This is a genomic window from Anaeromicropila herbilytica (assembly GCF_016591975.1).
GTDB lineage: Bacteria > Bacillota > Clostridia > Lachnospirales > Lachnospiraceae > Anaeromicropila > Anaeromicropila herbilytica.
The window spans coordinates 4,512,514-4,539,156 of the sequence record NZ_AP024169.1; the positions used below are offsets into that span (position 1 = coordinate 4,512,514).

At 30.1% G+C, this 26,643-nt stretch carries 22 protein-coding genes; all 22 read right to left on the bottom strand.

All coding sequences use genetic code 11. The annotated features are described in order from the left end of the window. Positions 1–20: 20 nt before the first annotated feature. The 22 genes from bsdtb5_RS19170 to ftsH all read right to left on the bottom strand — a co-directional run bounded on the left by bsdtb5_RS19170 (position 21) and on the right by ftsH (position 26,161). A complete protein-coding gene (locus tag bsdtb5_RS19170; RefSeq protein ID WP_271713560.1) occupies positions 21–725 on the bottom strand; it encodes an acylneuraminate cytidylyltransferase family protein in 705 nt (234 codons plus the stop codon). A gap of 64 nt (positions 726–789) precedes the next feature. Then, positions 790–1,785, bottom strand: a complete 996-nt coding sequence (gene pseB, locus bsdtb5_RS19175) for a UDP-N-acetylglucosamine 4,6-dehydratase (inverting) (RefSeq protein WP_271713561.1) — start codon at positions 1,783–1,785, stop codon at positions 790–792. A gap of 21 nt (positions 1,786–1,806) precedes the next feature. Next, entirely contained in the window at positions 1,807–3,684 is a 1,878-nt protein-coding gene (locus bsdtb5_RS19180; protein WP_271713562.1) for a capsular polysaccharide export protein, LipB/KpsS family, read from the bottom strand. 375 nt (positions 3,685–4,059) lie between these two features. Beyond that, entirely contained in the window at positions 4,060–6,240 is a 2,181-nt protein-coding gene (locus bsdtb5_RS19185) for an adenylyltransferase/cytidyltransferase family protein (protein WP_271713563.1), read from the bottom strand. Between the two features lie 437 nt (positions 6,241–6,677). After that, entirely contained in the window at positions 6,678–7,874 is a 1,197-nt protein-coding gene (locus tag bsdtb5_RS19190) for a formyltransferase family protein (RefSeq protein ID WP_271713564.1), read from the bottom strand. 158 nt (positions 7,875–8,032) lie between these two features. Next, positions 8,033–8,665 (bottom strand): class I SAM-dependent methyltransferase, encoded by a 633-nt coding sequence (locus tag bsdtb5_RS19195; RefSeq protein WP_271713565.1) that lies wholly within the window; start codon positions 8,663–8,665, stop codon positions 8,033–8,035. Continuing rightward, positions 8,658–9,368 carry an aspartate/glutamate racemase family protein gene (locus tag bsdtb5_RS19200; RefSeq protein ID WP_271713566.1) on the bottom strand — a complete coding sequence of 237 codons (711 nt, stop codon included), beginning with the start codon at positions 9,366–9,368 and terminating at the stop codon, positions 8,658–8,660. Before bsdtb5_RS19200 ends, bsdtb5_RS19195 begins: the two co-directional genes overlap by 8 nt. Next, on the bottom strand, positions 9,365–10,009 hold the full coding sequence (locus bsdtb5_RS19205; protein ID WP_271713567.1) for a phosphocholine cytidylyltransferase family protein: 645 nt from the start codon (positions 10,007–10,009) through the stop codon (positions 9,365–9,367). Before bsdtb5_RS19205 ends, bsdtb5_RS19200 begins: the two co-directional genes overlap by 4 nt. Continuing rightward, positions 9,982–10,581, bottom strand: a complete 600-nt coding sequence (locus bsdtb5_RS19210) for an HAD-IB family phosphatase (protein WP_271713568.1) — start codon at positions 10,579–10,581, stop codon at positions 9,982–9,984. The genes bsdtb5_RS19205 and bsdtb5_RS19210 overlap by 28 nt, the downstream gene beginning before the upstream one ends. Positions 10,582–10,632: 51 nt before the next feature. Then, a complete protein-coding gene (locus tag bsdtb5_RS19215) occupies positions 10,633–11,433 on the bottom strand; it encodes a radical SAM protein (RefSeq protein ID WP_271713569.1) in 801 nt (266 codons plus the stop codon). 33 nt (positions 11,434–11,466) lie between these two features. After that, the gene (locus bsdtb5_RS19220; protein ID WP_271713570.1) at positions 11,467–12,849 is read right to left on the bottom strand and encodes a hypothetical protein; all 1,383 of its coding nucleotides are present in this window, start codon (positions 12,847–12,849) and stop codon (positions 11,467–11,469) included. Positions 12,850–12,875: 26 nt separating this feature from the next. Further along, positions 12,876–13,970: a DegT/DnrJ/EryC1/StrS family aminotransferase gene (locus bsdtb5_RS19225; protein WP_271713571.1), complete on the bottom strand. Its 1,095-nt coding sequence runs from the start codon at positions 13,968–13,970 to the stop codon at positions 12,876–12,878. Between the two features lie 5 nt (positions 13,971–13,975). Further along, positions 13,976–14,386: a sugar 3,4-ketoisomerase gene (locus tag bsdtb5_RS19230; RefSeq protein ID WP_271713572.1), complete on the bottom strand. Its 411-nt coding sequence runs from the start codon at positions 14,384–14,386 to the stop codon at positions 13,976–13,978. A 524-nt stretch (positions 14,387–14,910) separates the two neighbouring features. After that, positions 14,911–15,165 (bottom strand): HPr family phosphocarrier protein, encoded by a 255-nt coding sequence (locus bsdtb5_RS19235; protein WP_271713573.1) that lies wholly within the window; start codon positions 15,163–15,165, stop codon positions 14,911–14,913. Further along, entirely contained in the window at positions 15,140–16,126 is a 987-nt protein-coding gene (gene whiA / locus bsdtb5_RS19240) for a DNA-binding protein WhiA (RefSeq protein WP_271713574.1), read from the bottom strand. The genes bsdtb5_RS19235 and whiA overlap by 26 nt, the downstream gene beginning before the upstream one ends. Before the next feature lie 41 nt (positions 16,127–16,167). After that, positions 16,168–17,040, bottom strand: coding sequence for an RNase adapter RapZ (gene rapZ, locus bsdtb5_RS19245; RefSeq protein ID WP_271713575.1), 873 nt, complete (start codon positions 17,038–17,040; stop codon positions 16,168–16,170). A 101-nt stretch (positions 17,041–17,141) separates the two neighbouring features. After that, complete coding sequence (gene murB, locus bsdtb5_RS19250; protein WP_271716146.1) at positions 17,142–18,068, bottom strand: UDP-N-acetylmuramate dehydrogenase; 927 nt, start codon at positions 18,066–18,068, stop codon at positions 17,142–17,144. 236 nt (positions 18,069–18,304) lie between these two features. Next, positions 18,305–19,246 (bottom strand): ROK family glucokinase, encoded by a 942-nt coding sequence (locus bsdtb5_RS19255; protein WP_271713576.1) that lies wholly within the window; start codon positions 19,244–19,246, stop codon positions 18,305–18,307. Positions 19,247–19,436: 190 nt separating this feature from the next. Next, the gene (gene hprK / locus bsdtb5_RS19260; protein WP_271713577.1) at positions 19,437–20,366 is read right to left on the bottom strand and encodes an HPr(Ser) kinase/phosphatase; all 930 of its coding nucleotides are present in this window, start codon (positions 20,364–20,366) and stop codon (positions 19,437–19,439) included. 570 nt (positions 20,367–20,936) lie between these two features. Then, entirely contained in the window at positions 20,937–22,793 is a 1,857-nt protein-coding gene (gene uvrC, locus bsdtb5_RS19265; RefSeq protein WP_271713578.1) for an excinuclease ABC subunit UvrC, read from the bottom strand. Between the two features lie 18 nt (positions 22,794–22,811). Continuing rightward, positions 22,812–23,621 carry a Cof-type HAD-IIB family hydrolase gene (locus bsdtb5_RS19270; protein ID WP_271713579.1) on the bottom strand — a complete coding sequence of 270 codons (810 nt, stop codon included), beginning with the start codon at positions 23,619–23,621 and terminating at the stop codon, positions 22,812–22,814. A gap of 530 nt (positions 23,622–24,151) precedes the next feature. Then, the gene (gene ftsH, locus bsdtb5_RS19275; protein ID WP_271713580.1) at positions 24,152–26,161 is read right to left on the bottom strand and encodes an ATP-dependent zinc metalloprotease FtsH; all 2,010 of its coding nucleotides are present in this window, start codon (positions 26,159–26,161) and stop codon (positions 24,152–24,154) included. Between the last annotated feature and the right edge of the window lie 482 nt (positions 26,162–26,643).

Below are 26,643 nucleotides of genomic sequence, written 5' to 3' on the forward strand. Positions count from 1 at the left end.
TTTCAGAAATAAATTTAATACTACATTCTTCTTTCCATTAGAAATTCGGCATACTCAAATTCTAATTGTGTATCAATATCAATAGAATGTGATTGTTCCATTATAAAAGCAACTGAATTTTTATACCAATCATAATTATTTTGTATAAAATGATTCCATTTAGTTGCTCGTATAGCACCAGTGATTTTGTAATAATCCGGTAATTCCTGTCGATTCTTTCTTTTTATTGATTCTTCTATAAAATCATCCATTTTTAACGACTTATCTAATACATTGCACCATAACGGAATAGTCTCAGCCTTAGTTACAGAAATAACAGAATCAACATCTTCGCTTTGGGATAACAATTGAATTGCTTGATCAATATCATCCCCTGTAATAAATGGTGATGTAATCTGAATCATAGCAAGCATATCAAATTTTTCATTTTGAATTTTATATTGATTCATTATATTCTTTAATGTATCTATTATCTTTGAATTATCTTCTGCTAATTCTTTTGGTCTCAGGAAAGGTACTTCTGCGCCTAATTTTCTTCCAATCACAGCATATTCTTCCGATTCAGTACTTAATAAGATTCTTGCCTTACCATTCTTATAAGCTTCACTAGTTTTAATTGCTTCAATGGAATAAGCCATTAATGGTTTACCAGCTAACTTCTTTATATTTTTATCTTTTACCCCTTTAGATCCGCTTCTAGCAGGTAATAAAAATAGAATTTTCATTATTTCTAAACCTCTCTTAATTTCAACCTATTGATTTAGTAATCTGACTTTATCACTTCATAGATCACCTAATAGAAGCTAAAGACCTCTCTAAATCTTCTTTACTTAACCACTCTCTATTTGTTCCGGAATTATATTCAAACCCATCTTCTACCAATTTACCGCCAGAAGTAAAATGTTTTTCAAAATTCCACCATTCAAAGTGTGGATAAATAATAAAATGTTTCTCATATTCATAAGTTGATCTAGAATCATCCTTTGTTATCATTACCTCATGCAATTTTTCACCCTCACGAATACCAATCTCTCTTAATTTTGCATTTGGTAACATTGCATATGCCAAATCATCTATACGAAATGAAGGGATTTTCGAAATGTAAGTTTCTCCACCTTTTGATTCTTTCAATGCTTTAAAAACTAATTCCACACCTTCTTCTAATGTTATCCAGAATCTAGTCATTCTAGAATCGGTGATTGGTAATTCTTCATTACCCTTTTTAATTAAATTTTTAAATAATGGTATTACTGATCCTCTACTTCCTGCTACATTACCATAACGAACTACAGAAAATGTTGTTCCTTTGTCTCCACCATATGCATTTGCTGCTATAAACAATTTGTCTGATACCAATTTAGTACCGCCATATAAATTAATTGGGTTCACTGCTTTATCCGTGGATAATGCAACCACCTTTTTAACACCTCGATCTAATGCAGCATCAATAATATTCTGAGCACCATTTATATTTGTCTTAATTGCTTCAAATGGATTGTATTCACAAGTAGGTACTTGCTTCATTGCCGCAGCATGAATGACATAATCCACTCCATCAAATGCACGGTACAAACGTTCTTTATCTCTAACATCACCAATAAAAAATCTTACTTTTGACATATCGACTGTATTCATATATTCATTCTTCATAACACTTTGCTTAAACTCATCTCTTGAATATACTATTACTTTTTTCGGATTATAATTAGCAAATATCATCTCTAAAAACTTTTTTCCAAATGATCCTGTCCCACCAGTAATTAATATAGTTTTATTGTTTAACATAATAACCTCCAAAATTTTAATTTATTCATTTATAATTTCTAATACATTTTGATAGCAAGCAGGTATTCCTTCTGCAATAACTTTTAATATTTTTTGCACTCCATTTTCATTAGATAAATCTATTAGATTACAATCATACCAATCTGGACAGCTTTCTCTAAACGAAGTTTCAATCTGATTATTAAGTAACAAAATATATGATAAATAAGCTTTATCTATATTTTCTTTTGTTATATTTGATTCAGACTGAGCGATTGCGTCTATAATCATTTGATAATATTCATTCTTAGATTTAGCTTTATCAACAAAAGACAATCTTGAGTAGTAGCAATTTGTATGAACAATAACTTTTTTATTCAATAGAACTGCTTCAACCCCTATTGTTGACGATATTGGTAGAACTACCTTAGCTTTTGAAATCATTTGATATGAATTTATTTCTTCTTCACTTCTTACATAATAAATCCTTGGGTTTTTCCCAAAGTTATCTTGTAATAGACTTTCATAGCTCGGATTATTATAATCTTTATATAAGGAATGTTGCGCTGGATGTTCTCTAATCATTATATTTACATTTGAATTCTTTAATAAATAATCTAATGTCTCAACTAACCATTCTTCTGTACTTGTAAATACATCTTCCAAACCAAGCGCTGCAGCATCCCACATCACATTAAGTGGTATAAATACTTCATAATCCCGATCCAGTTCTTTACTTCTCTCAACTTTTTGAAAATTGTACCCACCATTTTCCAGTGTACTTTTTTTCCTAATTAAAAAACTCTCTTTTGCTAACTGAATGATCTTATATTCCTCTTCTTCTGTAAACCACTTTTCATTGATTACTTTAGCTACATCATAAGAATGACCATTTGGTTCATTCGTTGCATAACTTGTCTTTATTTGGCCTGGTCCATCATAATTCGATGCTCTAAATCCTTTTTGTTTACCAACCCACAAATACATCCATCTATGATAGTGGAGACCTGTACTAACATTGATCGAGTCAAACTTATTATGTTTGAAAAAGAACTTAATACATTTTAAGTTTTGATAAAAAACTTCAAAAAATTCTCTTTCATACTCCTCAATACTAGTACTATTAGTTTTTTCATTTAATCTAGATTTTTGCCATATACTATTAATTTTAACATTTCTACTTATTTCATATATATCTTCACCTAATAGTTCTTCTTGATTTTGATCAATATACCTAATATCAAGCATAGGAAACCTTTTTATTAATACTTCAATAACTTGCATCACAATATATTTAATATCATCAGAAGCTCCATCATACATAATAAAATTCTCACAGTTATATATATTGTCCATAATTAATGTCGCGTTATAACCATTAAGCTTCATTAAAAGAAATGTTGCAATGTCATAAAACATTGGCATTCCCATATAACTGCAGCAAGCTATAACACCAATTCTTTTATCCATCTTATACATAATTTTATCAAAGGTATTTTCAGGGATTCTTTCTATGAATTGAATCATTTTCTCAGCATTCCATATAATTTTTTGAATTCTAAAACATCGTTCTAATGAAGTATATAAATCAAAATAGTCTTTATCTTTGATAAATCCCCAATCATCTAATTGTTTACTAATACTCAAAGCATGCTGACTTACTAGTAAAATAATGAACTTATTTTTTTCTTCCATTAATAGTTCTTCTGGACTCTTAATTCTTATATTCTTATACACTGTATTCCATATGTTTTTATTATTATCTACAAAATATTCGATTTTATATCCTTCTGGTAGAATACGAGGCATTATTGACAAAGCGGACCCAGCTCCAAAACACAAGATTTTCTTTTCTTTATTTTCATTTAATATTCTATTTATATAAGTATCGTTTACATATTTTTTATAATCTATTTGCATCATATCCCCCCTACTTATTACATTATTATGTATTTTTATACATTATATTCTATCTTATAGTTTTTATACTATTATAATACATATCGGCATTAAACAAATTGGATTTACTGGTATTTACTGGACGATTCGTATATATTTTCTATGTTTTTCATAATTTTATCTTTTAAAATGTTATGAATAATATTACAATCTTGTGTTGTATAAGTCTTTTTCTCTTTTTATAAAACAAAACAAATATGGAAAGGATATTAGCATGTCATACTAATATCCTTTCCATATTTGTTTTGTTTTATAAAAATTTAATTTTCATTTATATCATTTTATTCTCTTTTACATTTCTATTACAAACGAAATAGAATAACAAAATTATAGTTTTTATTTATACCTTTGCTTTAGAAACTCATAAGTAGATCTAGGGACAATTTCTTTTATTTTGTTAAAATCTTTTTCTTCAAGATATTTACGAACTTTTGAAGCGCTAATAACTTGATCATTATGTTCTTTTCTTGGTATTTCAAATACTTCAATATTGTATAATGGAAGTATCTCCTTTAAACTATTGTTATACTGTTTTGTTACATAATCAATCGGTTCTTCTCCAATAAATCTTTTACTAATATTTAAAGTAGTAGCAATATGTTTTCCGAATATTCTAATATCTTTTGACATATCAATAGACACGTTCTGTAAATTATCTTTATTAAAATACTCTGGAAATGTTACTGTTGAGATTATAAATTTTCCACTTGGAATTACAGTAACATTTATTAAATCTTCTGTTCCTCTTCTTACTAACTCAATTCTATCTTCAAAAGAAAAATAAGATTTATTCTCTTCAACAACAAATATAATAAGATGATCTACACATTCTAATGCTTTTTCTATTAAATATCTGTGTCCTAATGTAAATGGATTACAATTCATAACGATTGATCCAATTAGTTTAGCTGACTGAATATTCACCAAATTATGTAGCTCTTCTAGGTATTTTTTTAATTGGGCATTTTCTATTGATGAATTAGGATCTTGAAAAACCCTATTTATATTATCATTATTCTCTCTTATAATTGAGCCTTTTGAATTATTATTTATTTCTTCTTGTATAACATTATATATTTTTTGACTTAGTAATTTATTTCCTATATAAGTTGTATGTTCTGGCATTTCAATAAAACATTCCCCATAATTATGTGGTCTATCAAATACGTTTGATAATTCAGTATATGGAACATTAATTTTCTCAAAGTATTCTTTATAATTTGTAATAGTATTTATACTTATTCTTTCTATATCAATTATAATATCTCCTTCTCGAAGTTCTATGCTATTTATATATTCTTGAGAAAATGATCTTTCTAGACCAGGTACACCGTGATTTACTACCTTATAATTTATTGAATTATTCATGTTAATCAAACGCTGTATATAGCTAGGAATAGTATACTGATCCTCTACGTATACTCCATATACTGTACAAGGGCCAAAGATATGAATATAATTAGAGTATTCATTGGGTGTATCTGTTGTAATTCTTTTTCCGTCAATTACATTAACAAGACTACTTTCAAAATCAGCATTTATCTTTATATTATCTCTCAATATTGTAAGTGGTCTGTCAATTATCTCCTTAATTTCCTGCACTGTGTACTTATCTGGAACTAATTTCTTCAACTTTTCATAATTTTCTTCTACCTTCATTATTAAAGTCTCAATGGATATTCTATTTTCAATTCTATCTCGTTCTATTTCTGATACATTTATAATTTTACTAATTATAGGTAATTCAAAAACATAAAATTTAATTTTTTTCTCTTTTAAATAGTTTACAATATCTTTATACTTAACCATAAAATCTCGCTGATTTAAAAGATTAAGTAAAGAATTTATTTGTGTTTTTTCCATATAATCCAATTTTAGTTTCATAATCTTAACTTCATTTTCATCTATCCCCAATATTAAGTTAGGTTGAAAACTGTAAATATCTTCATATGAAATTATATTTATATCCTTATATCTATTATTTACATCTGTCATTAAATATACATCTAGGTTATTACATTTTACTAGATAATTATAAATTTCAAGAAATTTATTGCTTTTATCAAATATAATAATTTTTTTGTAACCACTATCTAATAAAAATTTACTAAATGGATATATTTCTTCTTCAATACTTTCTTCATTTATCATTGATATTTGTTCACTTAATTTTTTGTTTTCTATCATATAATAATATTCATAAAGAAGTTCGTTATCTTTAGAAACAATAGGAAGTGTTCTAATCGCTTTATTTCCTTTAAATATATCTTCTGCCTCTTCTTTTTCGCGTGCTGAATTAAATAAACTCTTAAATCTTACATTAATCCAATTATTAGGATTCTTTTTTTCTCGCCCAAATGATCCTAATGTAATTATACCAGATAGTTTTCCTTCATTATCCAGTACATATATAGACTGATTTGGATTCTTTTCAAATGCCTGTATTATAGCTTCCTTTGTTATACCTTCACTTCTCAATATATTTAATTGGTTTATACATCTCTTTAATATTTTCATATATAGTTCTCCCATTAAGAATTCCAGTTTACTATAATAGATATCGGCTTAATATTTAACTTAAATACATGTAATATTTGGTTCTCCTATTTTATTTGTAAGAGCCTTATTTTAGGGTGTGCTTTAAAAAAGATTTAGTATTCATATATTACGCTTCCGAAATCTTCTCATTACATTTTTTTACACTATTGGTTGTATCACGAAAAAGTCATTTTTTCCTTACCACGGTTACTGGGTGTAATGCATTTTCACTTATGGAAATACTTATACTATACTAAGCATTCGACAAAAAATAAGTAATACAAAATCTTATACATATTTATATCATACCAAAAGGTCTCATTGATGAGACACAAATAATTTACATTCTCTAAAAAAATGGTTCCAAGTGTTATACTTGAAACCATTTTGTCAATATGTCTTTTGTATTTATACTTTTAAAATAATTGAATTATTCCAATGTTTTTAATATTATCTTCTCTGCAATAATCTATCAGACTTTTATTATAATAATCTTTTATATTATAATCAATTCCAAGATTAATATATAATTCAAACAATTCAACATTACCAGTTTTTCTAAATGCTTCCTTTGCATACATTAATAAATTAGTACCATTATTATTAACATCATATATATTGGCTCCTACTGAAATAAGGTATTTCACTACTTCAGTATGCCCATTATATGTAGCAACCATTAATGGAGTCCAACCATGGTAATCTTTTTCATTTACCAATTGATTTATTGAGCATATCTCTTTTACTTTGCTTATATTACCTTTTTGACATTCCTTTAATAACTCTTCAAATCTATCAATAAATAGTATTATATTATAATCAATCGTGGCAATCATTAAACTATATTCACATTCAAATAAAATAGTCCCTGGTTTTTTATAAGACTTAATATTAGTGATTTGTGACATTACTATTCTTTTATTATACACCATAGGTAATTGATATTCTCTAAAAGTAAAAGCTCTTAATTGATTGTATATACTCCTAGAAGTCTGATTAAGATCTATACTCAAGTTTTTATAATCAATATAATTTTTTGAGTAATATGATGAATGTTCCCAATCCTGTTGTGTATATTTAATATTTTCATGATCATAAATCAACTTTTCTATATTCTCTTTAACTAGAACAGTTGCATGTTGAATATACTTTATATATAAATTCCTAGATGTATCGTAATCATAGATATCAAATTCCTTCTGAGCAACTATATCCCCAGTATCAATACCATCTTCTATCTTATGCAATGTTACTCCTGTCTTTTTTTCATCATTAAGAATAGGAATAGCTGATGTATACATGCCCTTATATTTAGGCAATAAAGAAAAATGTATATTGAATAGTTTCTTAGATTTAAATCTTTTTGTTTTTATTATTGTATCAAACTCTAATGATAAAAATAATAAATCTTCTATATCATATAAATCTTCTAAAAACACTTCTTTAATATCATATTGTTTAGCAATTAAACGTAAAGATTTCTGCCATGAGTTAACTCCATTTTCATTCTTATTACATACAACAACAATATCAAAATAATTAGAGTATTTTTTATAAATATATTCAAACGAATCAACTGCTATATTATTTTTTCCAGCTATTGCAATAACCATATTCTCTCCTAAATATTTATTTAATTTGAATCCCACCTAGTACTTTTTTTCTTCTACAATATACTTAATCTAATACTATATTTTTTAAGTCATACACCCCTGAATCGCATGATATACTAAGAATACTTCGTAATTTCTGCCCTTTATTTTTAATAATATTAAACAACTGCAACAATAGAAAAAAAGTGTGTATTCTCCCATCTATTACACTCTGTTGGATAAATATCATTAACAGATTCTATTTTATATCCTATTCTTTCTAGTAGTCTCTGTTCATTCTCAATATATCTATATTGTGCAAAATAATCTTTCTGTAATTCTTCTGAAAATCCGCTTATTGTAACATCTTCCTCAAGTCCAAATTGACTTTTAATTATAAGCTTACCTCCAAGCCTTAAATTTTTCTTAAATTTTTCATAAATTATTTTTACTTCATTCTCCTCAAGATAATGAACAACACCAAACAATGTTATAATATCAAACATTTTATCAGTATTCCATTCAAAAAAATTTGAATTAATTATTTCTACATTAGGTGAATTAACAATAAAATCTGAAAATTGTTTAAACGGTTCAACAGCTAAAATAGATTTTACATTATTATATATTTTATTTATGATTAATCCAGTTCCACTTCCTAAATCTAAAATTTCTGAATTTTTATTAGTATACTGCATTATAAATTTCGAATCTATATCTGTAAAATCAGAATTTTTAGCCAATTTGACAGAGCTTTGACTACAACTAGTTTCTGCCATTTCTTTATAAAAATCAAGTGCTTTCTCATTCATGATTTGCTATCTCCATAATTGCCTTTTTTAAAATTTCCAAAGAATCAATAACGTTTGTATCACAGTAATCTACACGTATATCTGTACATCCTGCTATAACTATATCTGCACCACTATTTAACAAATGTTCTTTAACATCTAAAAATATTTTTTTAGGTCTCTCGTGATTATCTTCACTTACAAATCGATTTAAATTCTTAATGTTGCATATACCCTTAGTTACTTTTTTTTGATTCTCCTCGTTTGGATATATGATAGATACTTCTGGACATATTTTATTAAGATAATAATCGTAAAGTCTTTTCTTCACGCACCCATCACTAGCCATAATACCAACCTTCATTCTTCCTGTTGCTTGTACTTCTTTTGCAACTAATTCAATGAGATTTATAAATTCAACTCCCACTTGCTTCTCTATTTCATTAATTGCATAATGAGCCGTATTACAACACATGCATATCTTTGTCGCACCACAGGCTTTAAGTTTTTTTCCTATATGAATATAGTCTGGTATAAAACTTTCACCTTTACCCTCCAAATACATACTTCTAGATGGCGCCTGTGTTGCTTGCCATATTATCATTTCTTGATGATGAGAATCTCTATATGCCCCATTTTTTGTATATTCCGATTCAATTAATTCGCATAACTTATTTGTTGCAGCAACACCATTTCCCCCTATAACTCCTACAATTTCATTCATTCTTCAATATACCATTCTTTCACAATATTAATAGCCCGTTGATAATCTTCATATGTATCTATATCGCATGCTCTTATCTTAATTCCTCTCATAGGTAAATAATTCTCTAATTGATTATATACGTTTCCTGAGTTGTATTTTACTTTATCTCTTTTAATGCATGCAGGACCAGTCCATTCAAAATCGCCATTTTCTCTAGAAAATGCTATCACATCACCAATTGAATTAACTTTCACATATACAGCATCGTCTGACATTTTATCAGCATAAGCAATATATTCGCCTTCGATATCCAGCAAAACTTTCATATCTTGTGGATGAACTATCAAGTCACCATCATACTCCAACACATATTCATTAGCATGACGTGAACCAAGATAAAAACTTGCTCCTGTTTTAGTTTCAAAATAATTATGATTGTAAACAAAAGTAACATCCTTACGAAATTTTAATACTTCACTAATAACATCATTAGCTTGAAATCCAACAACAATTCTTACATCTTCAATATCCTTAAACATCTCTAATTGCCAAGATATCAATGACCTCCCTTCAATATTAATCAAAGCCTTTGTAGTAGCTAATCCAAGTCTTGAACCAATACCTGCACAACTTATAATAACTGACTTAATTGACGACATAATGCCTCCTCTGAAAATACTAAATAATCTGCCACTGACAATAAGCTCTTGGCCGGATAATGTGTTAAACCTGTTGCTATTGATATATCCGCTAATCTCATAGCTTCCATATCGTTGTTTCCATCTCCAATATATACAACTATATCTCCTGCACTTTTATAGCGTTCAACAACACTTTCTTTTTTTAGAATTCGAGTTAGTTTTTTTACTTGATTCTCCTCAACAGTTGCATCAGAACAGTAATAAGCGCATCCTATATCTTCTAGTAACTTTATACACCAACATTCAAGATTACTTGTTGCAATAACACAATTTTCTTTATAAGTTTTAATAAAATTAAGTATTTCAGAATATAATTCTGCTTTCCTTAAAAGTTCTGAGATTTCATCTACAGGTAACTTACCTAAAATATATACTCTTCTTATAAATGACTCAATAAATGGAATATTTCCTTGCACTGTTTCCCTTGTAAGATTCTCCATCTCATCAACAAGGTTAAAATTTTTAGATATTATTGGTAACGTCTCTTCCGCAGTAATTGTACCATCTAAATCAAAAATAAATTTAATCATAAGTATCTCCTTTACCACAATTTTATCTATTCATATAAATTCTTTTAAATTTTATTTAATCTGTATACCGCCAGGTACCTTTTTTACGTTTTTTGTTCCCAAACAATATCTGCAATATTCTTTGAACCTTTTATTTCTTAAAAAATCTCTTACTATATTATTAATTTCTAAGGCATCATCTGTTTCTTCCATTATCTTTCTGATATCTAAGCATTCATGTTCTGTATACTTAATACCAAAATATTCTTGACTTCCATAAGCTCTACCACAATGATATAGTTTGCCATCAACTAAGGTACGACAATAATCAAAAGTACAGTCCTCAAATACTTGTTGAGCCTTTATATCATCACTTTCTTTTTGCTCAGTATGACATGATACCCAAAGTCCATCTCCTTCATAAAAATTATATTTATCACATCTTATATTATTTTCTTTTAAAATTTCATAGAATCTTACTTGTTTTTCAGAAATTTCTTCATACTGACTAAGAGAAATTTTAAAATCTGGATGTTTAACCTTTTTTAATGCATCTAGTATATTATCTTTTAGGTTAATTGTTCCGTTTGATGTAATCCATATTCTTGGAATATCTATTTTATCAATAGCTTTTATTATTTTTTCAACTTCTGGATGTGTAAAAAGCTCTCCTCCTTGTATTTGTAAATATCTTATATCACATATCTTTGATAAATTAATAACATCATTAATAATATTATCTATTTCAAAAGACTCCTGGTCAATATACGGAATAAGATTACAACAGTCTCTGCATTTCAAAGTACATTTTGTTCCTACCCATAAAACAAGCATTGATATTTTATATCTATTTTTTCTATCCATTTCTTTCATAACTATAATTCTCCTATTTTTAAATTTTCTTTTTTATTTAAGCTTTTCAATCAAATTGAAATTATTGCATATATATTCGTAAACAAATTCACCAGCTAATTTTTTATTTATATTTAAATAATCTAAATATTTTCTAAAAAAAGTTATTCTCAACTCTTTTTTAAAATCATTTTTATTTATAACTACATCATTAATAAACTTATCAACATCTTCAAATTTTTCCTGTTCAGCAGTATACAATATCTTATACAATTCTTGTCCAAAGAAATTAAAAGTCTGACCTTCTCTAGTTATAAATAAATATGGTTTTCCAGTATATAGATATTCTGATAAAAAAGAAACACTATCAAGAATCATCGTATCTGATGATTTAAATAAATCTATATACTCTCCTTCATTTGCTACTCTTGCATTAGGTAGCATATCCCATTTTTCTAAATATTTCTCGTATTCTTCTTCATTACTAAAGATACCATATTCTATTGATGCTTTTTTTAATATTGGGTGAGGCTTAAATACCCATGAAGTATTAGAATTGTTTTTTGCGTAATCATAAAATTTCATATAATTATGATCAAATGTTGAAAATGCACATAAATTATTTCCAATTGAATGGTGTGGAGCATATATTATTTTAATAACATCTTCCTCACTCTTTTCCTCTGGTATCTTCCATATATTTTTTTTATTTTGGGTTTTTGAATAAAATTTATCCATTTTTATGTACCCACTATTAATTACATTACTGTCACTTATATCAGAATATATTTTCGCCATAAACTTATGTATTTCACTTTCACAAAATATTTTCCAATATAATAAATGTGACATTTGATTATATTGATTTTTAGTAGCACCATATGTCATTATTCCATATGGTACATAAATATGTAAAGTCGATAAAGGGAAATTATGTATCCAAAGTTTTTCTGGAAAACATTTATAATGTGGATTTAAATGGAATACAATATCTGGTTTACCAATTCCGTTCCAGTCTAACGATCTATTATTACTAAAATCATAAGAATCTATAACACTATAATTTTTCTCTATAAAATAATTTAACGTCCTATAATATTCTTCTTTTACGGTCTCTTCCGTTCCATTAAAAAAAGCATGTACTACAATATATACTTCATATCTATCGTCCTGACGTAATAGTTGATACAATGTTTCACAAGACCAAGTTGATGCCATTGGAATTAAAAAAGCTATTTTTATCTTTTTCTTCTTCATTAATTTTGAAACATTATACTTACACACCTTATCTTTTGTACTAATAAAGTAATCAGCACAATATTTCCATTTAATACATGCTAAATCATAATATTTATAATCTCCCATGTTAATAATGTTTATATTATTATTTAAATTTTCGTATAATAGCTCAGCCTTTTTACTTTCTTCTTCTGTCATTATTATCTCCTTATTTCAATTTCTCTTTAAAACTCATTAACTGAATTAATTATATATGAGATTTCCTCTTCCTTCATTCCAGGATAAAGTGGTATACTTAACTCTGTTTGGGCAATTGTTTCTGCAATAGGATAATCTCCTATTTTTTTACCCATATCTACATAAGCCCTTTGTAAGTGAATAGGAATTGGATAATGAATTAATGTATCTATCCCTTTACCCTCCAAATACCTCTTAAGTTCTTCTCTTTCTTTACAAAATATCGGAAATATATGATAAACATTTATTTTTTGTTCATTTGTTTTTATAATCCTAATCTTACTATTATGAATTTCCGTTTCATATCTTTTTGCTATTGATACTCTTTCTTGATTCCATTTATTTAGACACTTTAATTTCACGTTTAAAAATGCTGCTTGTAATTCATCCAGTCTAGAATTTACTCCTTTATAAATATGGTTATATTTTTCTAAAGAACCATAATTTCTTAAGGCCTTTAATTTTAGGGCTAACTGTTCGTCATCTGTTACAATTGCTCCAGCATCACCTAATGCTCCTAGATTTTTTCCTGGATAGAAACTAAAAGCTGCTGCATCGCCTAAGTTTCCAACCATTTTCCCATAGTACTCTGCCCCATGAGCTTGGGCAGCATCTTCGATTACTTTTATCTTATATTTGTCTGCAATTTTTTGAATTGCATTCATATCACAGACTCTTCCATATAGATGAACTGCTATAATAGCCTTAGTATTTTTAGTGATATTCTTCTCAATTAATCTTGGATTAATAAGCAGTGTATCTTCATCTGGCTCGACTAAAATAGGTGTCGCACCAACATAACTTACCGCTAATACCGTAGCTATAAATGTATTAGATGGTACAATTACCTCATCACCTTGTTTAATGTCATAAGCATTTAATATTAACCGAATTGCTTCTAGACCATTTCCAACTCCAATACAATATTTCGTATTACAATACTTCGCATATTCATTTTCAAAATTACTTAACTCATTACCAGAAATAAACCATTGTGAATTAATAACACGTTGGTATGCTTCATCCAATTCTGATTTTATAGAATTATGTATATGTGTAAAATCTGCGTATTTTATATTCATTATTTCTACCTCGATTCATTTTCAGAAATAAAATCCAAAAATTGATCATAATTTCGTATGTAATCTTCTTCATTATAGTAATTTGAAGCTAGTACCATTAAAACCGCATCTTCTGAAAAGTCATACATCTCCCTCCACATATTATTGGGAATGTATAGTCCTTCACATCTACTTTCTAACGTTACCACTTTTTTTTCATTTCCGTTATCTAATAAAATTTTACAAGTTCCGTTAATGCAAACTAATATTTGTTCTAAAGATTTATGGGCATGATACCCCCTTCTCACTCCATCTTTAGTATCATACATATAATACACTCTTTTTATTTCAAATGGGATGTCCTTATACTCTTCTAATGCAATAAGTTGTCCTCTTTCATCACCATGTTGTTGAAAAGCATATTTAACCACCTGCATATATCCTCCTCCTTCTCTTTAGCATAATAAAATAAATATACATTTCTTTAACACTATTATTATTATTCTTTCAATTCTATATTGTTTCTATTGTTTTTTTCAATGCTTTTAAAAATTTAGATATATTTCATAATCCACATTATGTTTTTACATATATCTACAAGCATTATCGAATACAACCTCCAATAATAAGCAGTTCTTCGTTTAGTAAATATAATAGATGCTAATGCTTCCATAACAATGGTAAATTAACTCTATTCCTGCAATTATCAATATATTGTCAATAGCACCGTTATACTCGAATCCTTCACAAAGCATATATTTCATTTTATTCCTTATTTACCATTATTTATATATATATCGACATTTATTAGCAAATATTTAGTGCTTTTATGTGCTTTTCTTTTTTTTCTTATTTAATTCCCTGTATAAAAAAAGTAAAAAGCCCTGTAATCAAGATCAGGCTTAAACTTTTGCCTAATCTTGAATACAAAGCTCTACTAAAATTCTTTCTATTCGCTTTCCTATTTACTACTCAAATACTTCTCGATATTCTCCATAGCAACTTCTTCATCATCACCGTCCGCAATTACTGTTACTTCTTCTCCAGCAGCTAAACCTAAACTCATCATCCCCATGATGCTCTTTGCATTTACTTTCTTCTCTTCCGCTTCTACATAAATACTACTTTCATATTGACTTGCTACTTGAACTAATAATGCTACTGGTCTCGCTTCTAAGCCTGTAGGAATTTTAATTGTTATTTGTTTTGATACCATGATTTACTTCCTCCTTCTGTTCCCTTAAATTATCTGCAAATATGCTTATTTTACGCAATCTATGATTAACACCAGACTTACCAATTGGTGGATTAAGAAGTTCTCCAAGTTCCTTCAATGAACTTTCTGGATATTCAAATCGAAGTCTTGCTATATCCTCTAACCCTTCGGATAATTCCGATAATCCTACGGTATCCTTAATATATAGGATGTCCTCCACTTGTTTTGATGCGGCGGCAACGGTCTTATTAATATTAGCTGTTTCACAGTTTACCTGTCGATTGATGGAATTACGCATCTCCTTTAAGATTCTTACATTTTCCAGATTCATGAGGGATATATGCGCCTCCATTATATTTAATAAATCAACAATCTGTGAGCCATCTTTTACATATACCACATAATACTTCTTTCTAAGAATAATCTTAGCATCAATATCAAATGCTCCAATGATATCTTGAATCTGTTTTGCTTTTGATTCTGTAGCAGCTACTATTTCAAAATGGTACGTCTTCTCTGGATCACTTATGGAGCCTGCTGCTAAGAATGCTCCTCTGATAAAAGATCTTTTACAACATGTATTCTGAACTACTACATTATCCACAATTGAAAGGTTCTCTTGTACTTCTCCATCGGAATCAATTAATTTTGTTGCCTTTAATATTTTCATTGATACCTTTGAATCTTTGATTACAATCATGTATAATTTACTTTTTTTAAGATAATGATTTCTTTTTACTAAGATCTCCGGATTCACCTGAAATGTCTTTTTTATTAATGTATAATATTTTCTTGCTACTGTTAGATTCTCCGTGTGAATCTTAATATAATACTCTTCTTTTTCATTAATACTTACGCGTCCACAAAGACTTATGATTGCAGTAATTTCGGCAATCTGGCAATGTCTTGCAGAACTTAACTGCCTTGATAATTCATCTTTAACTTCTCTTGAAAATGACACTTTTACTCCAATCTGTTTGGCAATAACTAAAATAGTCCTTTTTAACTTTTTCTTTTAGCATCCTTTTCGATATCTCTGTGTTCAACCTTGACACTATAAGGCAATTGAGATAACCTTTTGGTAATCGCATTTGCTAAAGTAACAGAACGGTGCTTACCACCAGTACAACCAATACTAACAACTAATTGGTTCTTACCTTCTGTGATATAATTAGGAATTAGAAATGATAACATATCCTCTAACTTATCTAAAAATCTGTCAGCAGCTTCTGCCTTCATGACATAATCGCTTACTGGTGTATCGTTTCCAGTTAATGGTTTTAACTCGGGGATATAATATGGATTCGGTAGAAATCTTACATCAAAAACCAAATCGGAATCGGTTGGTATTCCATATTTGAAGCCAAATGATAATATAGTAATAAATAAATTATTATATTGCTCACCACTAACAAATATTTTATCAATTTCTGCTTTTAACTCACGTATTAATAATTTACTTGTATCTATAATATAATTTGCTCGTTTCTTAAGGAAAGATAGCTTTTCTCGCTCCAATTCAATCCCTTTATCTACTCTTTCTGTTCCACATAAAGGATGGCTTCTTCTCGTTTCTTTATATCTAGTAACTAGTACTTCAGTGCTTGCTTCTAGAAATAATATCTCAAACTCGTAACCATAATCACTCAGCTCTGTTAATACAGTTTCTAATTCGTCAAAGCCTTCACCACTTCGTACATCAACGCCTAATGCAACTTTTTCAATATGTGATTGCTTATCAAATGTTAATTGGGTAAATTTATGAATCAATTGTATTGGTAAATTGTCAACACAAAAGTATCCAGTATCCTCAAGCATCTTAAGAACAGAGCTTTTCCCTGCTCCTGACATTCCCGTCACAATGACAAATCTCATAAATGCCTCCTTTGCTTGAATCTAGTGTGAGTAAAACATTCACACGTTGAATTTAGGTCTGCGAGCAAGTCTCAGACATATAGGCTAGTGTGAGCAAAAATCTAGTCAAATTCTCCAAGCATTCTTACTTCTGGTTCTAAATGAACTCCAAATTTCTCGTACACAATGCGGTCCACATCAGAAATTAATGTCCTAACATCTTTCGCAGTACCATTTCCGACATTAATTACAAAACCACAATGTTTCTCAGATACCATAATATCACCAACTCGATATCCTCTTAGATCTGCGTCCATAATAAGCTTTCCAGCAAAATAACCTTCTGGTCTTTTGAACGTACTACCTGCGCTTGGATATTCTAATGGTTGCTTCTCTTTACGTTGTCTATTGAGATCTTTCATCTTATTGATAATCTCTTCTTTATTCCCTCTAGTGAATTCAAAGGTTGCATCCACTACAATGTATTTTTCTTCTTGAATAATACTAGTACGATAACCCAGATTTAACTGTTCCTTATTAAGCTTGCATATATCCCCATCATAACTTAATAAGGTTGCTTCTTTAATGCAATGTTTCATCTCTCCACCATAAGCTCCTGCATTCATTGTTACTGCACCGCCTAAGGTTCCTGGTATTCCACTTGCAAATTCAAAACCAGTCAAACTATGCTCCATTATCTTTGCTGCAAACTCAGATAATAAGATTCCAGAGCCAGCTGTTACATAAAAATGGTTATCCTTTTCTTCAAAAACGACTTGATTAAAAGTTTTATAAATCTGAATGATTACTCCACGATAACCTTTATCTGATACTAAAAGGTTGCTTCCATTCCCTAAGATATAATATGGAACGCCTTCCTTTAGGCAAAGCTTAATAATATTACTAAGCTCTTCTATCTTAGTAGGTGTGACAAAATAATCTGCTGGTCCACCTATCTTAAATGTGGTATGATTTTTTAATAACTCGCCCTCTTTTACTTCTAAATCTGGGGCAACTTCTTTTAATTTGTTATAAAACTCACTCAAAATATTATCCTCTTTTACTTATAGATTACATGTACCTGTTGCGAAGCACATGTAATCATAAATCTTACATTAATATATGTGTAATATATATTATTATTCAATTGAATCTAAGTATACCTCTTATCTAATTGCTAAACTATTTGCTTCATTGAATTTCACAATTAGCTAATAACACTGTTATCATACAATATAAGTAAAACGAATTCAATATGAAAATGCCCATTCGCGATTTCTTAGCACTATTTATCTAAAACAAGTCTCGCAGCACCGTATATTCCAGCATCATTACCTAATAGGGCTAATTTAAATTCTTTATTTTTTAGTGCAAACATTACATTTTGTTCGTAATGTTTCTTAATCACTTCGGTAAGTATCTCACCTGCTTTGGAAACTCCACCACCGATTACAAAACATTCTGGGTCAACAACTGCAGATACATGTGATAATGCTAGTCCAAGATGTCTTCCAAGTTTCTCTACTAATTCTAATGAAAGTTCATCTCCCTCTTTTGCAGCATCAAAGATATCTTTTGCTGTTAGAGATGGATTATTTCTTATAGCAGAAGCTTTATCAGTAGAAGCAAGTAAACGATTTGCTTCTTTTACTATTCCAGTTGCAGAAGCATATTGTTCTAAGCAACCACGTTTTCCACAATTACATGCATCTTTTTCATCATAATCCACAGTGATGTGACCGATTTCCCCAGCAGCACCTCTACTACCGTCAAGGATTTTATCATCAAGGATAATTCCTCCACCAACTCCAGTTCCTAGAGTTACAAGAACCATATTATGATAGCCTTTTCCACCACCTTGCCACATCTCTCCTAACGCAGCAACATTGGCATCATTACCAGCTTTAACTTTTAATTCTGTTAACTTACCGAATTCTTCTTCTACATTAAATACGTCCCAACCTAAGTTTACGCATTTTAATACTGTTCCATCACTTGTTACAGGTCCAGGTACTCCAATCCCTACACCTTCCACTTGATCTTTGCTATAGTTCTTTTCAGCTAATTTTGAATTAAGGCTGTTTTTTACGTCCTCAAGTATGTAACGTCCATTCTCTTCTTTTCTAGTAGGAATCTCCCATTTGTCGATTACACTACCATCCATTTGAAATAAACCGATTTTAACAGTTGTACCACCTATATCTACACCAAAACATAATTGTTCCACGAAGCATCCATCTCTCTTTCTTATTAATATATTTTTTACTTACTTATTACACATATTGATTGTTTTCATAACTGTTCAGTATACAGTTACCCAGTTTCTTCTATAATATTTTAGATTATATATTTTCTTGGAAAAGAGAACTTACAAAAATGCAAGCTCTCTTCCAATGAATATGACGTAATCTAATTTCTTAGTTATCTTTTTTCTTAAGGTTATTCGTAACACGATTATATAATTCTCTAGCAGCATTGTATCCCATCTTCTTCTGACGATAGTTAACCGCTGCTGATTCACAAATAATTGCAAGATTACGGCCTGGTCTGATAGGAATAGAATGACATACTACCTTATTTCCTAAGAATTCAGTGTACTTTTCATCTAATCCAAGACGGTCATATTCTTGTTCCTTGTTCCATTCTTCTAATTTAATGACTAAATCTATGGATTGAGTATCTTTAACACTTTCAACACCAAATAAGGTCTTAACATCAATGATTCCAATACCTCTTAATTCGATAAAATGGCGCGTAATATCTGGTGCTGTACCAATTAGTGTATCATCACTAACTTTTTTAATTTCAACAACATCGTCCGTTACAAGTCTGTGTCCTCTCTTAATTAACTCAAGAGCAGCTTCACTCTTACCAATTCCGCTCTCTCCCATAATTAATAAGCCTTCACCATAAACATCCACCAATACTCCATGTATAGAGATTCTTGGAGCTAGTTCGACATTTAACCAACGAATTACTTCCGCCATAAAGGAAGAAGTTGTTTTGCTACTTCTTAAAATTGGAACTCCATATTCTGTTGCAAGCTCAATAAGCTCATCTGTAATTGGTAAGTTTCTGCAAAATACAATACATGGGACTTTGTATTCAAGCAATTTCTTCATGATTCCAATCCCATGATCCTTCTCCATCTTTTGCATATAAGCATGTTCTACATGACCGATTACCTGTACTCTGTCAGAATCAAAATGTTCAAAGAACCCTGCAAGCTGTAATGCTGGACGATTTACATCTGTTTGAGCTATTTTAATATCTTCGATGTTAATATCAGGAGTACAATTTTCTAATTTCATCTTTTCAATTAATTTCTTTAGTTCTACTGAGTACATGATTTCCTCCTTTTCCCCTTGACCAAGAGCCATAGCTATTGGTTCACAGATCAGTTCTTATGCATTTATAAAGAACCTCTCTCATTGTTATGCTTCGAGGGATAAAAGCCTTATTATAGTTTACTGAGTGTATATCGCTGTATAATTATGAATTTAGGCTACCTTTCCTTCAAAAAGTTTATTAATAAACTTTACATATTTTTTACAAGCCTCATAACAAGTGACAAGTGTATTTATAAACTTTACTCACTCTCGTTCCTATTTTCGCTTTGAGTCTTGACAAAATATAAGCGTTACTTTCAGACGGACTACGCCAAAATTAATAATTATACATCAATTTACACAATGTATGTTATGAAAGGCTTTTTACCCTTAAATCATTATTATACATTAAATATTCTTTGCTATCTGATATATATAATATTTCTTTTTCTTTCTTCAATATTCTACCATAACGAAACATAATCTGCAATTCATTTGATTAATCGCTTTACATTAATGTTACAATTCTACCATGTCATCAATAATGTCCCACAATATACAAAATAGCAACCAGTCAAGTGATACAAATTAATGAAAAAAATCATATACCTGTTTAGCACTACGTTCATTCATAGAAGCTACTCTAGCTAGCTCTTCGATGCTTGCTTCTTTAATACTTTCTATTGAACCAAAATGCTTCATTAATGCCTTTCTTCTTGCTTCTCCAATGCCTTCTATATCATCTAAGATTGAATGCACCTGTCCTTTTCCTCTTAGGGAACGGTGATACTCAATTGCAAATCTATGAGTTTCATCTTGAATTCTAGTGATTAGTTTAAAAGCCTCACCTTTGGTATCAATCGTAATCTCTTTATTATTATAATAAAGGCCTCTGGTACGATGGTTATCGTCTTTTACCATCCCGCATACAGGAATATTAAGTTTAAGTTCATCTAGAACCTTTAATGCAATGTTTACTTGGCCTCTACCACCATCCATAAGAATTAAGTCTGGATATCTTGTGAAACTTCCATAGTCCATATCAATATTCTTCTCTTGTAATTCTTTTTCTTCTTTCAGTCCATGAGTAAACCTTCTTGTCAGAACCTCATGCATACTGGCATAATCGTCAGCACCTTTTACCCATTTTATACGGAACTTTCGATAATCATTACGCTTTGGTTTTCCATTTTCATATACAACCATAGACCCAACAGAGTCAAAGCCACTGATATTTGATATATCAAAGGATTCCATTCGAGCAATGGATGGAATCTCCAACATGTCTGCAATCTGTTTTACAGCACCAATTGTTTTCTGATCTTCTCTTTTTATCTTTTCTGAATCTTGTTGTAGTACTAAAGAAGCGTTCTTTTCAGCAAGTTCAACTAATCGATTCTTCTCGCCTTTTTGAGGAACCTTGATATAGACTTTTTGGCCTCTTTTCTTCGTTAACCATTCGGTTATAATCTCTTCTTCAAGTATTGGCTCTTGTAGAATTAACTCTCTCGGAATAAATGGTGTTCCTGCATAGAACTGTTTGACAAAGCTTGTTAATACTTCACTTCTTGAATCATGCTCAACACCAGTAACGTGAAAATGCTCCCTTCCAATTAATCTACCACTACGAATAAAGAATACTTGTACAACAGCTTCATCCACAGCCCTTGCAAAAGCAATAATATCTCGGTCTTCCATCTCGGAACTTGTGATCTTTTGTTTCTGTGCAATCTGTTTAACACTATTTAATAGATCACGATAACCTGCTGCTTCTTCAAATTCCAGATTCTCGGATGCTTTTAACATCTTTTCCTCAAGTAACTTTGTAATTAAAGAATAATTACCATTCAAGAACTCTAAGGCCAGATTCACTGATTTTTTGTATTCTTCTTCGTTAATATAACCTTGGCATGGTGCTTTGCACTGCTTAATGTGATAATAAAGACACGGTCTTTCCTTTCCAATATCTTTCGGAAGATTACGATTGCAATTTCTGATATTAAATATCTTTTGAATAAGATCTATGGTATCCTTAATTGCACCAGCACTTGTATATGGTCCGAAATACTTGGCTTTATCCTTCTTCATTTGTCTTGAGAATAAGATTCTTGGAAACGCTTCATTCACTGTTACCTTAATATAAGGATATGTCTTGTCATCCTTAAGCATGGTATTATATTTTGGACGATGCTCCTTAATCAGATTACATTCTAGAACTAAAGCCTCTAGTTCTGAATCCGTAATAATATATTCAAAATGATCAATTCGACTAACCATCTGCACAATCTTTGGAGTCAGATTCCTACTACTTTGAAAATACTGTCTCACTCGATTCTTAAGACTAATAGCCTTACCAACATAGATTATCGTATCATGTTTGTCATGCATGATATAAACACCTGGCTTTGCAGGTAGCTTCTTTAATTCTTCTTCGATATCAAACATTATTTTCACCTAGTTTCGTTATTTCATCATAAATTTTTCGATAACAAATGCAACACCATCTTCATCATTTGATTTTGTGATATGGTCCGCTACTTCTTTTACCTTATCTTGAGCATTATCCATTGCTACTCCAAGTCCAGCATAACGTATCATAGATAAGTCATTAAAGCCATCACCTACTGCTATCATCTCATCCTTTGTAATATGTAGATGTTTACATAATTGTTCTAAGGAATATGCTTTATCGATATTCTTTGGCATAATCTCTAAGAAAAATGGTTCAGAACGGTAGATACTTAAGCCTTCACCATACTTTCCATTCAATTCTTTATCTAAAGCTTCTAATTTCTTAGGTTCTCCTGTCATTAAACATTTATTAATATCAAATGTTACGTATTCCGGGAAATTATCTACTTCTTTTATATTGATTTTATTAATATTTGCTTCTTTAATTACAAATTCATCTACACCAGTGCCTGAGATCACCTTATCTCCTTCATAAGTAACTAGACCAACTTCATTTTGTTTTGCTTCTTCATAAATGGTTGGCACAATATCAAGTGGTAATGTCTTCTGATATATAATCTCATTTGTCTTACAGTTAATAATCTTTGCACCATTAAAGGATAAGATATATCCACCATATTCGCTAAGTTTTAATTCATTCGCAACTGGCATAATTCCAGGTGTTGGTCTTCCAGATGCTAATACAACAGTACAGCCTTGTTTTTGAATATTTATAATTGCGTTTAACGTCTTTTCCGTGATTTCCTTATTTGAATTCGTTACGGTTCCATCGATATCTAATACTAGTACTTTATATTTCATATGCTTACCCTTTCTCTGATTAGAATCCTAACTCTACCCTTGTATTGAAATAGGATTCTTCGTTCTTTACAAAATATGCACCTAAGTCGCAGTGGCATTAGGTGCATATGAATAATTGTTTGTTTAGTTGTAAGTTACATTTTATTTGAATACTTGATAAATTCAGAGGGTAGGTTATCTAAATTACCATGATTGAAAATTTTTCATCTTACGTTCCATTTCCTCGTTTGGAAACTACTAATGTTTTATCACTTTGACAAAAACAGATATAAAAAGTTCGAACTCCTCACTTTGTTCGTCAAACAGCGAACTTTTTATATCTAAATTAAATTGATATAACATAAGTAGCTTCACAAACTCGTCAAAGTCACGACGATGTAAAATTTTAAATCATGGTAATTAATATACTGTTTCGCCTGAATTTATAAAGTATATTGTGAAATAAAAAACATTTCACACCTCAGATTTATATGTCATCAAAGCCCTCTATGGTAAGTTAATGTATCTTTTTAGCTACGAAGTTTGGCTTATTAAATTAAATCTGTATGATCATCATTTGCGTTATTCTCATCATTAGTAACAGAATCATCACTATCTAAAGTTAAGGTATCTGTATCAGCCTTCTTATCTGTTTCAATCTCTGACTTATCCATACCATCTTCACTTGAATTGTCTTCTAACTTTTTAAGTTCTTCTTCGCTTGTACCTTTTACTTCATGGAAGATCTTCATGAATTCTTTACCAGTGATTGTTTCTTTCTCTAATAAGAATTCCGCTACTTTATCAAGAACATCAATGTTATTTGCCATCATCTCTTCTGCTTTATCATAACATTCTTTTAATATCTTCATTACTTCTTTATCAATCTCGCTTGCAGTTGAATCACCACAGTTAAGAACTGGTCTACCGTCTAGATATTTATTTTCGACAGATTCTAATCCCATAAGACCAAATTTCTCTGACATACCATATTGTGCTACCATCGCTCTTGCAAGCTTCGTTGCCTTCTCTATATCATTCGATGCTCCAGTTGTAATTGATTTAAATATAACTTGTTCTGCAGCTCTACCACCAAATAAAGTAGTTATCTCATTAATCATCTCTTCTTTGGTCATCAGATATTTTTCTTCTTCTGGTACTTGCATTGTATAACCTAGAGATCCCATGGTTCTTGGGACAATTGTAATCTTCTGAACTGGATCTGAATTCTTCTGTAATGCAGTAACTAATGCATGACCTACCTCATGATATGCAACGATTTTTTTCTCTTTCTTACCAAGAATACGATCTTTCTTCTCTTTACCTGCAATAACAACTTCAACAGATTCAAATAAATCTTCTTGTTTTACAACGGTTCTTCCATCTTTTACTGCCATGATTGCTGCTTCATTAATCATATTGGCAAGATCGGAACCTACTGCACCAGCTGTTGCTAGAGCAATTGCTTCTAAATCAACAGAATCATGCATCAATACATTCTTCGCATGTACTTTAAGAATATCTACTCTACCCTTTAGATCTGGACGATCAACTATTACTCTACGGTCAAAACGTCCTGGACGAAGAAGTGCTTTATCAAGAACTTCTGGACGGTTAGTTGCAGCTAAGATAACCAAACCTTTGGAGGTATCAAATCCATCCATCTCAGATAATAATTGATTTAATGTCTGCTCTCTCTCGTCATTGCCGCCACCGTAATGACTATCACGGCTCTTACCAATGGCATCAATTTCATCGATGAAAATAATACATGGTGCAGATTGTTGTGCTTGCTTAAATAAATCACGAACACGTGATGCACCAACACCAACGAACATCTCAACAAAATCCGAACCAGATAGTGAGAAGAATGGTACATGAGCTTCTCCTGCTACTGCTTTTGCTAGTAATGTCTTACCTGTTCCAGGAGGTCCAACGAGTAATGCTCCTTTTGGAAGCTTCGCACCTATTCTAGTATATTTCCCAGGGTTGTGCAGGAAGTCTACCAACTCTGTTAATGACTCTTTTGCTTCTTCTTGTCCAGCAACATCCTTGAATGTTACTCCAGTCTCTTTCTCTACGTAGACTTTGGCATTGCTTTTACCAACTCCCATCATTCCGCCACTATTCTTCGAAATCATCTTGTAAGCTAACCATAGTCCAAGATATATTAGTACAAATGGTAAAATATATACAACAAAGATATCTAAGATATTAGCTTTCGTGTCTGGAATCTCAGGACTGATTTTAACATTTGCCTTTAATAATCGATCCACTAGATTAAGGTCTGTCATTCTTCCTGTATAATAAGTAATCTTATAAGCACTATTTGGTTGATCCTTTGGTGTTATCGTAATCTTATTATCACTAATCTTTACTTTATCAACCTTTCCATCCTCAACCATTTTTAAGAACTGATCATAAGAGACTTCTTTGGTTGTACTTTCTTTTAGCTGTTGAGACATAAAAGAAAACATAAATAAAATACTCAATGTAGCGATTACTAAAAATACAATATTCATCTTATTCGAATTATTTTTCTTCTCATTCTTGTTATCCATCCCATTCCTCCTGTCTAAAACAATTTTTTGAATTCTGTAATTAAAAGTTTGAATATGAATTCATCTGAATTTCTCTATATCTCCTTTATGTGACCACTGTCCGCTTTTCAATAAGGAGTGTGAAAGATTTATTCCATATTAATAATGATGAATGAAACGAATCCATTCTTACAATTACCACTATCTCACAAGTAAACTTTTGTTACTCTGAAAACTTAGTTAAAAACTGTGCATTTTATTTTATACTGTACCACATCAATTATAATGTTAGTGTGTTTATAAATCAATATAATAATCTCTTAAATTTTTATGTTCTAAACATGAAAATCTTGTGAAATCATTTTTTCTTTGCTACTAATTATATTATTAAAAACTGGGGATTATATTATTAATTAGAAAGCATAATTTCGCAGAATCATTATAGGATTCATTAGTTTGCTTTATAAAAACTAAGAAAAAATAAAATTTGTACTAGATTTCTT